This window comes from Vibrio sp. 2130-1 (genome assembly GCF_033339515.1).
The window spans coordinates 59010-71844 of sequence record NZ_JAWOUT010000019.1; the positions used below are offsets into that span (position 1 = coordinate 59010).

12 protein-coding genes are annotated in these 12835 nt (G+C 46.2%); 5 read left to right on the forward strand and 7 right to left on the reverse strand.

Annotated features, from left to right (window positions below; all coding sequences use genetic code 11):
* Positions 1-52 precede the first annotated feature (52 nt).
* The 6 genes from yigB to lptM form a co-directional block, all read right to left on the reverse strand.
* The gene (gene yigB / locus R7Q09_RS21330; RefSeq protein WP_053350826.1) at positions 53-769 is read right to left on the reverse strand and encodes a 5-amino-6-(5-phospho-D-ribitylamino)uracil phosphatase YigB; all 717 of its coding nucleotides are present in this window, start codon (positions 767-769) and stop codon (positions 53-55) included.
* Positions 770-777: 8 nt separating this feature from the next.
* Positions 778-1710: a tyrosine recombinase XerC gene (gene xerC, locus R7Q09_RS21335; RefSeq protein WP_005378742.1), complete on the reverse strand. Its 933-nt coding sequence runs from the start codon at positions 1708-1710 to the stop codon at positions 778-780.
* On the reverse strand, positions 1676-2407 hold the full coding sequence (locus R7Q09_RS21340; RefSeq protein ID WP_017636089.1) for a DUF484 family protein: 732 nt from the start codon (positions 2405-2407) through the stop codon (positions 1676-1678). The genes xerC and R7Q09_RS21340 overlap by 35 nt, the downstream gene beginning before the upstream one ends.
* Positions 2401-3231, reverse strand: coding sequence for a diaminopimelate epimerase (gene dapF / locus R7Q09_RS21345; protein WP_005378744.1), 831 nt, complete (start codon positions 3229-3231; stop codon positions 2401-2403). Before dapF ends, R7Q09_RS21340 begins: the two co-directional genes overlap by 7 nt.
* Positions 3232-3241: 10 nt before the next feature.
* Positions 3242-4495 carry a diaminopimelate decarboxylase gene (gene lysA / locus R7Q09_RS21350; RefSeq protein WP_005378745.1) on the reverse strand — a complete coding sequence of 418 codons (1254 nt, stop codon included), beginning with the start codon at positions 4493-4495 and terminating at the stop codon, positions 3242-3244.
* Between the two features lie 61 nt (positions 4496-4556).
* Entirely contained in the window at positions 4557-4673 is a 117-nt protein-coding gene (lptM, locus tag R7Q09_RS28815) for an LPS translocon maturation chaperone LptM (RefSeq protein ID WP_005378746.1), read from the reverse strand.
* A 74-nt stretch (positions 4674-4747) separates the two neighbouring features.
* Here lptM and cyaY point away from each other — a divergent pair, with 74 nt between their 5' ends.
* Positions 4748-5062, forward strand: coding sequence for an iron donor protein CyaY (cyaY, locus tag R7Q09_RS21360; RefSeq protein WP_005383391.1), 315 nt, complete (start codon positions 4748-4750; stop codon positions 5060-5062).
* 69 nt (positions 5063-5131) lie between these two features.
* Here cyaY and R7Q09_RS21365 read toward each other — a convergent pair whose 3' ends face one another.
* Complete coding sequence (locus R7Q09_RS21365; RefSeq protein ID WP_318071170.1) at positions 5132-7660, reverse strand: class I adenylate cyclase; 2529 nt, start codon at positions 7658-7660, stop codon at positions 5132-5134.
* A gap of 346 nt (positions 7661-8006) precedes the next feature.
* On the opposite strand from R7Q09_RS21365, the gene hemC reads away from it, so the two are divergent.
* From hemC to R7Q09_RS21385, 4 genes are read left to right on the forward strand one after another with little or no spacing between them, the layout of a single operon-like run.
* Entirely contained in the window at positions 8007-8945 is a 939-nt protein-coding gene (gene hemC / locus R7Q09_RS21370) for a hydroxymethylbilane synthase (protein ID WP_262635785.1), read from the forward strand.
* 2 nt (positions 8946-8947) lie between these two features.
* Positions 8948-9676 carry a uroporphyrinogen-III synthase gene (locus tag R7Q09_RS21375; protein ID WP_062730807.1) on the forward strand — a complete coding sequence of 243 codons (729 nt, stop codon included), beginning with the start codon at positions 8948-8950 and terminating at the stop codon, positions 9674-9676.
* Between the two features lie 17 nt (positions 9677-9693).
* Positions 9694-10902 carry a uroporphyrinogen-III C-methyltransferase gene (locus R7Q09_RS21380; protein WP_222712620.1) on the forward strand — a complete coding sequence of 403 codons (1209 nt, stop codon included), beginning with the start codon at positions 9694-9696 and terminating at the stop codon, positions 10900-10902.
* Positions 10902-12083 carry a heme biosynthesis protein HemY gene (locus tag R7Q09_RS21385; protein ID WP_318071169.1) on the forward strand — a complete coding sequence of 394 codons (1182 nt, stop codon included), beginning with the start codon at positions 10902-10904 and terminating at the stop codon, positions 12081-12083. The genes R7Q09_RS21380 and R7Q09_RS21385 overlap by 1 nt, the downstream gene beginning before the upstream one ends.
* Positions 12084-12835: the final 752 nt, after the last annotated feature.

A 12835-nucleotide genomic window follows, 5' to 3' on the forward strand; every position in this document is an offset into this window, starting at 1 on the left:
CGCTGCTTTTCTAGACACAAAATGAGATTAGAATGGATTAATGCGAAAGCAATTAAAAAAGTGTGAGTAACGGCTGCAAACTATTGATTTCAATATCAGGTAAAGTACGTGTTTTTGAATGGTTAATGACATTTTTATTCATATCATTAAACCAACAGGCTGCAAAACCAGCCAACTTTGCACCATGCACATCCGTGGTTAGGTGATCACCGACATGCAGAATATTCTCCGCAGGAATATCCAAGAATCGCTTCGCTTTAGTAAACATATCGGTTGCGGGTTTCGCCAATCCATCTGGTCCTGCTTTAAGTACCTGTTGGAAATAAGGCGTAAGACCGATGCGGTCTAAATCCACATTACCGTTGGTGATTGCTACCAACGGGATGTGCTGCGCGAGTTCCTCCAGTACATCGAGGCTTTGCTGCGGCACTTCAAAACGGTTACGCCAGTCCAACGCAACGTCTACTGCGGCTTTCGCGGCGGCATGTGCTGCGTCTTCGTCGTAGCCTACTTGGGAGAAGGCTTGCTGAAGTTGCACTAAACGCCATAAAGTGACATCGCTCTTCAGCTCGGGTTGTTGCTGCACAACACGCTGCTTGAGAGCAAACCAATCCGCTTTATTCATATGGGCAACCGCTGGATGATGGTGCTTGAGCCAAGATAGCAACTCACGCTCCATGCGAACTATCACAGGATAGTTATCATAGAGGGTATCATCTAGGTCAAAGGTCATTGCCTTAATAGGCTCGATACGGCGATAAAATTTCATACTTCGGCTCACTCCCCGTTCTTTTTACGTGCGCGTGGGTGGGCTTGGTCGTAGGCTTGCGCCAAATGTTGGAAATCCAAGTGCGTGTAGATTTGGGTCGTCGAAATGTTCTCGTGCCCTAAAAGCTCCTGCACCGCACGTAAGTTATTGCTTGATTCGAGCATATGTGTCGCAAATGAGTGACGCAATTTATGCGGACTAATATGGCTTGCGACAGACTGTTTCTGCCCCCATTCAGCCATGCGCTTTTGCACGCTACGATGCGAAATACGCGTTCCAAGCTTAGATACAAACAAGGCGGGCTCACCTGGAGCGGCTAAATCACCACGAACGCGTAACCACTTCCCGACCCACTCGGTTGCCATCCCAGAGAACGGCACTTTACGTTCTTTATCGCCTTTACCAATAACACGAAGCTCACCACTACGCAGTTGTACGTCACGTACATCCACACCCACCAGTTCAGCCAAACGTAAGCCGGCGCCATACATCAGCTCCATCATGGCGCGATCGCGCACAGCCAGCGGGTCGTCCTCGTTGACTTCAAGTAATTGGCTCACTTCGTCAACATCGAGGTTTTTGGGCAACGGGCGTTTTTTGCGAGGTGCTGAAACCCCTTTGGCTGGGTTAGCCGACATCTCGCCACGCAGAATAAGGAAATCGAAAAAGCTACGCAGCGATGAGAGGCGCGTTGCCAAACTGCTGGCTTTCATGCCTTCTCGCATGCCCTTACCTGCTAATTGGCGCACCCAACCAGCATCCACTTGAGACCAATCTTTGAGCCCCATTTCAGCTAGGTGCTGCGCCATAGTTTCTAGCTGCTGTTTGTAATTGCGCTGAGTATGTAGGCTAAGCCCCTTTTCGCTTCGTAAGAATTCATAGAAGCGCTCAAGAGGCTTTTGCAGACTATTTGGCAGAGGAGTGTTGGGAGTTGTCGTCATCGTAACTTTGCCATACCAGTGTTTGAGCGAGATGTGCCACTACTAATGATAGGTGACGCAAAAACAAGGTATCCATATCTGGCTGAAAATGGCCGCCATCTTCACTAGAAAAAGCAAGCACGCCCAGTGTTTGCTGTTTCACGAGCGGCAGTACCACATAGGAACCCATTTCCGGCACTTCCATGTTGCCAAACAAAGCTTCACGATCTACTTTGCGAAGACGTCCTAAGTACGCATCTTTGCCATTTAAGTGAGTGGTCGCAAAGCGTTGATAACTTTCCTTACTCAATTGAATCGATGCGTCGCATTGACTAAACAACCGAACAAACGCACGTAAGCCCAATGCTTTGGCTTTATCTTCGATAGAATGAATGACTTGTTTAAAGTCACCACACTTTAGAATCTGCCCCTGCAAATCCATAAATTCGTAAAAGGTGCGATCATTGTTCGCCGCAAGCGACATTAGTGTAGTGATCTCTTCCTCTAACTCTTCAATGCGCTGACGTTGACGATTCATTTGGATGTGCACCAAAGATACCGCGCCTAAGTCTGAGTGTGGGAAAGATAAACGATCCACAAGCTCCGGACGTTGCACAAAAAAGTCTGGATGATCTTTGAGGTACTCGGCCACTACTTCAGCCGTTAAGGCATCTGCTTCTACTTGAGACAAACCGTTTCCTTTTTCTTCAACTAGCAAGACAATTGACCATCAAATACATGCGTTGTAGGTCCGGTCATAAACAACGGCTTGCCAGGACCTTGCCATGCAATTCGCAATTCACCACCAGGTAGAGAAACCTTAACGTTTTCATCCAACAAGCCCTGCAGAATCCCAACCGCGACTGCCGCGCATGCACCACTACCACAAGCTTGTGTCTCTCCTGCGCCTCGCTCGTAAACTCGAAGACGAATATGGTCACGACTCATCACCTGCATAAAGCCAGCGTTGACGCGCTCTGGGAAACGCTCATGCGACTCAAGCAGCGGACCGAGAGTTTCCACTTCTGCCGTATCCACATCGTCGACCACGGTCACTACGTGCGGGTTACCCATGCTCACAGCACCACAAAACAAGGTATTGTCGCCTGCTCGCATGATGTAAGTTTTCTCTTTTTGCTTCGCTTTGAAAGGAATTTTGTTCGGTTCAAACTCTGGCACGCCCATGTTGACCGTCACTTCCCCATCATCTTCGATGTTGAGAATCATCTTTCCTTTCTTGGTGCTCACGCTGATGCTGTATTTATTGGTCAGCCCCTTCAAGCGAACAAAGCGGGCAAAACAGCGTGCACCGTTACCACACTGTTCAACTTCACTACCATCGGCATTAAAAATCCGATAATGGAAGTCGGTTTCAGGGTCGTAAGGGGCCTCTACCACAAGCAATTGGTCAAAACCAACGCCAGTATGACGATCCGCCAAGCGGCGGATCAGGTCTTGCGAGAAAAACACGTTCTGGGTAATACAGTCGACGACCATGAAGTCGTTGCCCAAACCGTGCATTTTGGAAAAGTGGAAATGCATTTGTTGTGTGTTACTCCGGTAGAATCTGTTCCAGCTGCCACAAACTGGTCAGCTCCTCACGCTGGCGAACTAAGTGGCTTTGTTTACCGTCCACCATCACTTCTGCTGCTCGGGTACGAGTATTGTAGTTCGAAGACATCACAAAACCATAGGCACCTGCTGAACGAACCGCGAGTAGATCACCTTCTTGCAAAACGAGTGCGCGATCTTTACCCAAGAAGTCGCCGGTTTCACAAATAGGACCAACCAAGTCGTAAGTCTGAGCTTCACCCTTTCGCGGTGAAACTGGCACAATATCTTGCCATGCTTGGTATAGCGCAGGACGCATCAAGTCGTTCATTGCAGCGTCGATAATCGCAAAGTTTTTATGCTCAGTATGTTTTAAAAACTCAACACGCGTTAGCAATATACCTGCGTTCGCAGCAATTGCACGGCCTGGCTCAAAGATCAGCTCCAAGTCTTGGTGATTTTCAAGACGGCCTAGTAACGCTTTGGCGTAATCAGAAGGCTGAGGTGGTAATTCATCACGATAGACCACACCCAAACCACCGCCGACGTCAAGGTGACGAATGTTAATGCCTTGCGCTTTTAAATCATCAATCAGGGCTAACAAACGGTCTGTCGCGTCGATAAATGGGTCTATATTGGTCAGCTGAGAACCAATGTGGCAGTCGATACCTTGCACATTCAAGTTCGGCAGGCTTTGCGCGAATTTATAAACATCTGGCGCACGATCAAACGCAATGCCGAATTTATTGTCGCGAAGACCAGTCGAAATGTAAGGGTGTGTTTTCGCATCGACATCTGGATTGATACGCAGAGAAATTGGCGCAATCACACCAAGCTCACCCGCAACCTTGTTCAAACGTTCTAGCTCTGGCTCAGATTCAACGTTGAAACATTTGATACCTAGCTCAAGAGCGCGCTTCATCTCTGCCGGTGTTTTACCAACACCAGAGAAAACGACTTTTTTCGGATCACCGCCTGCGGCAATCACACGCTCAAGTTCACCACCCGACACGATGTCAAAACCCGATCCCAAACGCGCTAGCGTGTTCAATACGCCTAAGTTTGAGTTAGCTTTCACCGCGTAGCAAACCAGGTGAGGATGCTGACCCACAGCACTATCAAACGCCTTCCAATGGCGCTCTAGCGTGGCTCGAGAATATACATAAAGAGGAGTGCCATATTGCTCTGCAAGAGCTTGAAGTGGGACGTCTTCGGCCCAAAGCTGGCCATCATCCTGATAGTTGAAGTAATCCAAAATTCGCTTCCCTTATTTTATTCGACTGCTGAACCCTAATTTCACCCTAAGGTGCGGTTATTTATTGTGATTGCTCATTCTGTTGAGTGTCATCTGGAATGTATAGTGAGCCAGACTGACCACACCCCGCTAAGGTCGCGGCAACCATCACAAACAACACAGTAACTAATTTTTTCATTTCGCATATCGTGATTATTGAATCAATGCCCCCTATAATCGCACCACACTCAGGAAAAGCAATAGGATAGACGGATGAACGATACTGAATTTCATCAACTGGTGGATGCGCAGATGCAAATCATCGAAGAATCCATCGATGATTCAGGCGCAGACATTGATTACGAAGTCACTGGCAACGTAATGACATTGGAATTTGAAGACCGCAGCCAAATCATCATTAATCGCCAAGAGCCAATGCATGAGATCTGGCTAGCGTCCAAATCTGGTGGTTTCCACTTCAAACTTATTGAAGGTAAATGGACCTGCTCAAAAACGGGTATGGAGCTATTTGAAATGGTGAAGCAAGAATGTGAAAAGCACGCGGGCGAAGCCATTGATTGGGCATAATTCTGGTCAATCGTCACCAAAACAAAAAGAGCACCGAAGTGCTCTTTTTGTTTATTGATACGGGTTTAATTACGCGTTCACAGTTTTGGTCGGGCGACTCGGTGAACAACCGTCATTACGGTAAGGAATGATATACGCATTCCCCTCTTCAGGGTGAATAATTTGATAGTACTGAGGCAGGTTAAAGTTAATAAACTTCGACGCGACGCGACTATCGTCTTTTACCGACGTGTAGAAACTGTTTACAGACGAAATCATTTCATCTTTGGAGCCACTAAATTGGTGATACACTTCCACTTGATTTGACTCATCCAACACATAAATATTGAAGCCATCTTCGTTATCTTCAAAGAAGAACTGCACTAGGCCTTCACTGGCAAACCCATCCACCGCTTCAGGCATTTGATATTCTTGCTCACGATCGAGCATTAACAGCGGCGAGCCTTTGAGTTTGTTAGTAGAAATGCTGCGGTAGAAATCGATGGAATTTTCTAGCTTCTGCACCGACACACCACGACGTTCAAAGAACAACCCATAAGTCTGGTTACCAAGACGCATCGCTTTAAAGCGGCGGCGTTTCTCTTGCTCTACTGGTTTCAAGCGTAAGTCGATACATTCAGCTAAAAGCTGGTAAACCATATTACGCATCACACCACGCATGTTCGTCGCATAGCAGAACACATCCACTGATTCTGGTGGCAACGCATCTTGGTGCATTTTGCCCAAAATGGTTTTCAGTGCATCCAGCATCGCCGTTTCCCCTTTGAAATGCAGCGTACGCACTTCATGCCAAGAGTTACGGTAAACAAGGTCAACACTGCCGACTAAATTTTTATGTTCTGGACCGAAGCTAAAAATATCGGTGTTCTTAACATCAACTTTCAACGAACGACCAGAAAGTTCAGACGTCGGATCATTTTCAAAGTTGATGAACATCGCAAGCTGGCTTATTTCACAAGGACTCGCTAGCGCCTGCATAGATGGACGACGCTTACGCAACGCAAAAGTATTTCGTAAGTCACTCACCATTTGGTAAAACTTATCAATATCTAGCTGCGCTTCACGTACCACGGCATGTAAACGAGTCGATTCAGTGATCAAGCCATTGAAGAATGCCCAAGCAACCAACTTACTCAAGTATTCATGATGCTCTAGATATGGTTGCCCCAAAATGCGGTGCGCAATAAGTGGTTGTTTATAGAGGTACCAACCAGACTTGTTCACTCCCCCTTTTTTCACTTCGATAAAGCTCAAGTCAGGCTCGTGCAGATCAGGTGAAATCTGTGGGTTTAGTAACGTTACTTTGCCCGGCAATACTTCAAAAGCCGCGTAAAGTTTACGGGCCAAAATACTGATGTCTTGCGGACTGATAGCAGAAGTGATGTCGTTACGACGCGCAAATTGAATCAAGTTACGGTAGCTTTGCATCAACGCATCCAGCAATGCATGATGTACCACCTTCACTTGTTCAACCTTCCAATTACGGCGGTCATCGAGCTCTGCAACGACACTTGCATCCCAATTCCATTTTGCAATCATATCGCTCAGCGCTTCACGGCGCCAAGCTACTGAGCCAACATTCGGCTCACGAGATAATTTTTCATGGGTTTTGAGATAGAAACAGCGACGCACTAAATCCAAACGTGTATCGTCTTGAATTCGCTCTAAGTAACGGGTTACTTTTTCCAACATTAAGTAGTACGCATCCATGCCATAGAGATCAGGCTCATGGGCAAAGAAACGACGTTTAGTGTCGATGCTTAACAATTGAGTATGCGGGTATTCCCACGAGTAAGCTTCTAGCAAGATGGCTTTTAATACCGATTTGTAGGGAGAGTCGATGCTTTTGTATAACTGCCACAAGTTCGAGCCGAAGTATTCTTCAGCAGGAATGCAGTTCAATTTACCAAAGTCGATCCATTCACTACAGTCGATGTAACCATCACTGCACAGTTGAGAAACGTACTCGTCGTAACACTCTTCCATTTCTGGCGGCACGATTTGCCATAACAAACGCTGTCCGGCAATACGCACCGCACTACGATAGAATTCATCTAGCAAAAGTAAGTGCTGAGATGAACCACAGTTATCACCTGTCATCTCCTCAGAATGATTGCTTCTAAAGCGCTCTTTATCCATTAAGAAAAAGTTCGCTTCCACGCCTTTGCTTTGTGCCCAATCCGTGATGAGTAAGCATTTATTGGTCAATAACTCGCGTTCGTCACAATCCATCTCTGGTGAGATACACACCCAAATATCCAAATCACTGGAAGTACTTTGACCAATCGAGGAGGTACTGCCCATGGTGTACAAACCCAATATAGCGGGCTTTTCTACCGTCTTGAGCGGCTGACCAATGGCAAGTTGAATATCATCTATGAATTGTTGCTGCATGCTATTTAGTTCAAGCCCATGCACACCAAAAGGGACATCGGCATCATAATAGCCAGGAATTACAGGATGGTTGTAGTTCAACAAGGCAGGAATCAAATGGAAGACTTGCTGGCTTTGCGAATCCATAAGCGCCAGCGCGCGATCAACTCGCTGCTGATTCAAATTATCTAGTCGCTGGATGATTTTTTGGGTGTAAGCCTGCAAGGGGAATTCCTTGGTTGAACAATCACGAAAATCTGCTGACGTTTTAAACCAAAATGGCTTAAAAACGTGATCAATTTAACACTTTTATTGGTGCGGGTAAAGCTTCACGCCCGCGTATCACTCTGGATACAAAACCATACTTTAGTCACAAAATTAATCGCGCGGTAGTGTCGCTCTTATTACCTATTACTAATAATAGTCCTTAGTCTAATTGAGAATCCAGTCACACTATTTTCATAACGTCATGTAATTCCATTCATAGCCTTCAGAGATAACGAACTAACAGTAAGCATTTCTTGATGAGAATGGTAGGATAAACCCAAATCCAAACAGCATTGAGAAGATCATGACACAATCCACACCGATTCGCATTGCAACTCGAAAAAGCCCTCTTGCTTTATGGCAAGCTTACTTTGTTAAAGACGCCCTTCAAGCCGCTCACCCTGGCTTGGAAGTCGAGTTAGTAACCATGGTGACCAAAGGTGACGTGATTTTAGATACACCACTAGCAAAAGTTGGCGGCAAAGGCTTGTTCGTAAAAGAGCTTGAAGTCGCGATGCTAGAAGGACGCGCAGACCTCGCCGTTCACTCAATGAAAGACGTACCCGTCGATTTCCCAGAAGGCCTTGGCCTCGTGACCATTTGTGAGCGTGAAGATCCTCGTGATGCCTTCGTCTCTAATACCTATAGCCACATTGATGAGCTCCCTCAAGGTGCCGTGGTTGGTACCTGCAGTTTGCGCCGTCAATGTCAACTGAAAGAATATCGTCCGGACATCATCATCAAAGAGCTTCGCGGTAATGTGGGCACTCGCCTTGGTAAGTTAGATGCGGGTGAGTATGATGCAATCATTCTTGCTGCGGCTGGCCTCAAACGATTGAAGCTTGAAGAGCGCATTCGTAGCTTTATCGAACCAGAGCAATCACTACCAGCGGTAGGCCAAGGTGCTGTCGGTATTGAGTGCCGCCTTGACGATGAAAGACTGCTTAAGCTGCTTGAGCCACTTAACCACCAAGACACCGTAGACCGCGTTTTGTGTGAGCGCGCAATGAATCTGACCCTAGAAGGCGGCTGTCAGGTACCGATCGGCAGCTATGCCCTACTAGACGGCGACAACATTTGGTTACGCGCATTAGTTGGCGAACCAGATGGCAGCGAAATTGTTCGTGGTGAAATTCGTGGCCATCGTAAAGATGGCGAAGCATTAGGAGTGCAGCTAGCCAATGAGCTGCTAGATAACGGCGCTCGTGAAATCCTAACTAAGCTGTACGCAGATAACGAATAACCATGGCAGTGTTGGTCACTCGGCCGGGAGAGCAAGGCAACGCGCTTTGCTCTCTGCTCGAAAGGCACGGCATTTCCGCATATCACCATCCTCTGATCGACATTGTCGCCGATCTCACGGACACGCACCTCTCTAAACATCTACATCAAGCTCAAATTGTTATCGCTGTTAGTCGACATGCAGTGCAATGTGCACAGCAAATCTTAGCCAGCAACGGGATGTCATGGCCGAAACAAGCTATTTACCTTGCCGTTGGTCAAAAAACAGCACACTATTTAAGCAAATGTACCCAACAGAAAGTACACTATCCCCAAGTCAGTGATAGTGAACACTTATTGCGACTGCCAGAGCTCAACAATGTGGCACAACAACAAGTTCTTATCCTTCGTGGTAACGGCGGAAGAGAACTGATCAAAGATGCATTGGTGAGACGTGGCGCAAAAGTTCACTATAGTGAGACTTACAAGAGAGAATTCATCCCATTCGATCCAGTAAGCTGTGTCTCACTATGGAAAAACCTACAAATTAACCAGATTGTTGTCACCAGTGGTGAACAACTGGATTATTTGTGCAGCCAATTGACGTCGGAGCAATTGACTTGGCTTAATCAACAAGAGTTGTATATCCCCAGTCAGCGTATCGCTGACATCGCAATTCAAAGGGGGTTCACTCGCGTGAGATGCACGGGAAGCGCATCCAACCAAGAATTACTGGCGGCTCTCCAGCCCTAGCTACACAGGATATAGGCATGACAAGTAAAAATAACGACCAAAAAAATAACGATAAAAACCTTTCCGAAGAAACCTCATCGGCACCGCTAGTCGAAAAAACCACATCGCAGCAGGATGCGAACCTTAAAAAAGAGCAACCACAAGCGGCCGAGCCCCCAAAAACAGCAGAACCAAAAGTCGAGTTTGAAGAAAAACAAGGCAAACGCGGTGTCAAACTAGGCACGGTCGCTATCATCTTATCGATTATTTTTGGCGGTGGCCTCGCGTACAAGCTGCATCAACAGCAAGCCGATTACCAAGCGCAGATCGCCCAACTAAAAAGTCAGCTAGAAAGCACTCAAGCTTCCATGAAGCAAGAACTCAGCCGGGTACAAGAAGAAACCATCGAGAAAGCAACAACCGTGACACACAAAGCGGAAGTGGTACTTGGACAGCAACAGAAGAGCATTGAAAGCTTACAGCTCGCCGTTGCCGATGTGAAAGGTCGTCGACCAAACGACTGGCTATTAGCGGAAGCCGATTACCTTGTCAAATTAGCTGGTCGTAAATTGTTCTTAGAGCACGATGTAGAAAGCGCGACTCAACTGATGGAAAGTGCAGACCAACGCATTGCAGCACTGAATGACCCTAGCCTCGTCAAACTACGTAAAGCAATGGCGAACGATATCACCAAACTTCGCACTATCCCGCTAATTGACCGTGATGGATTGGTACTACGCTTAACTGCCCTACAACAGCAAGTAGACAAGCTCCCTCTCGCCAATGCACTGCTACCTGAAGCTGAAGCCGTAGAAAACACTGAAGTGTCTGAAGATATCGCAAACTGGCAAGATAACTTAATGACCTCTTTGAAGGACTTTTCAGAAAACTTCATTACCTTCCGCACGCGCGATGGTAACGTCATTCCACTGCTTTCTCCTGAGCAACACTTTTACCTGAAAGAAAACATCAAAGCCAAATTGGAAACGGCAATAAAAGCGGTGTACCAAGAACAAGGTGAAATTTACACCACATCTCTAAAAACAGCCGACAAATGGGCATTAGCTTTCTTCAACCAAGACGATAATTCCGTTAAAGAGTTCAACAAAACGGTTAACCTGCTAAGTCAGCAAAATATTCAAGTGGAATACCCAACAAAACTGCAAAGTCAGTCTCAACTATCAGATGTCATCCGTGAACGCCTACGTCGTGAAGTCACAACGATGACAGGCATGGAGGATAAGTAATGTTTCGTCTTATTTTCCTATTTGTTGTACTAGGCGCAGGACTATTTGTTGGCACCCAGTTTTCTGGTCAGCAAGGCTATGTACTCATCTCCATTGCCGAGAAAACGATCGAGATGAGCGTAACGACATTAGTGGTTTTCGTTATCGCTGCACTCGCAGGTCTTTTTCTGCTTGAGTACCTGATTAAGAAGTTAGTTTATGCTAGTTCTACAACATGGAACTACTTCAGTGTTCGCAAAATGCGCCATTCCCGCCGATACACCAATGAAGGCATTATTAAACTTCTAGAAGGTGACTGGAAAGGTGCTGAGAAGAAAGTAACTCGCTGGGCAAATCATCACGATATGCCGCTGCTTTGCTACTTGGTTGCGTCTGAAGCCGCACAAGGCCAAGGTGATAAAGCAAAACGAGATCACTATCTAGAGCTAGCGAGCCAACAAGAGAACGCCCATCTCGCAGTAGAACTGACTCGAGCGAAACAATTTATCCGCGACAACGAGTTCGAGTCCGCTTTCGATACCTTGCAATCGTTAAAAAGTCAGTATGCGAGTAACTCTATTGTATTGAACTTGCTGAAAACAACGTACATGCAGCTAAAGTTGTGGCAACCTCTTATTGACCTCTTGCCACAACTAACCAAAGCAAAACTCATCACGGAAGAAGAACATGCAGAGCTGATTCAAAAGGCGCAGTGCGGCTTACTCCATGAAGTAGCGCAACGACAAGGTAGCGAAGGGCTTATCTCTCATTGGAATAGTCTCTCACGTAAAGTGAAACAAGACACACACCTCGTTGCCTGTTTTGCTCGAGAACTCATCACACGAAAAGCTGATGCAGAAGCCTTTACCGTGCTAAAAGAAGCATTAAAAAAACAACCTGCCCCAGAGCTTTATCAACTACTGCCAGATCTAAATCTGCCAGATACCCACCCTGTCGTGGTCTTCTTAGAGGGCGTAGTGAAGAAAGAACCGGATAACGCCGCTGCCCATAGCGCATTAGCGCACTTCTATTTCCGTCAAGAGAAGTGGCAAGAAGCCCAAGATCACTTTGAGATCGCCTTAAAGCTTCGCTCTGACGTCTCTGACTATGCATTCCTAGCAGACACACTAGAGAAGCAAAACCTAACCAAAGCTGCTCACGAAGTCTCTCGTAAAGCTCTCACGCTCGTACAGAATGACTAACTTAAGATGACCTAACCAAGCCGACAGCTTACCTGTCGGCTTTTTTATTGCCTGCTATTAACCCTTTAGTCCTTAGTCATCAATATGTTTATCCAATTCATTGGCTCCCAAGTAGTGCCCGACTTCCTAGTAACTCACTATCGTTTCACTTTCACTCTTCTCTTTTGACTACTCTGATCCTGTCATTCCAGCAGAATCCAAAACAATTTTAAAAGATGCAGGAATACGTAACTTTAGCCTGTTGATGTATGGTTTTAAGACGTAGCTAGATTTAGGCAATAGAGCACACGCGTCGCTAGACTGAGCAAAACAAAAAGATACATCAGTGAAACTGTGGCTATTTTAGTATGCTTATTTGTTCGGTCTATCCGGTAAAAGGGGCTAGAGAAGCAATGGTAGTGCTTTAAGAGAACGATAAGGCAATAGATGGTTCAACAACTTAACAAAGCATCTCCAACAACCTTATCGGGACAGCATGCAGTGATGAGGATGAACAGCTTTAGAGGCAACTGCACTTCTTAGCAAAAATCAAAACGTCACAACCAATACCGATACCAATATTACTTTGTCGAAAAGTAGATCGCATATGGAATTGATTTTTGACAAGCACAGATAGAGTAATAAAGATGTGCGGAAATGAAAAAAGCCTCGCTATTTCTAGCGAGGCTTCTTAATAGTGGCGGAGAGATAGGGATTTGAACCCTAGATACGCTATTAACGTATGCCGGTTTTCAAGACCGGTGCTTTCAACC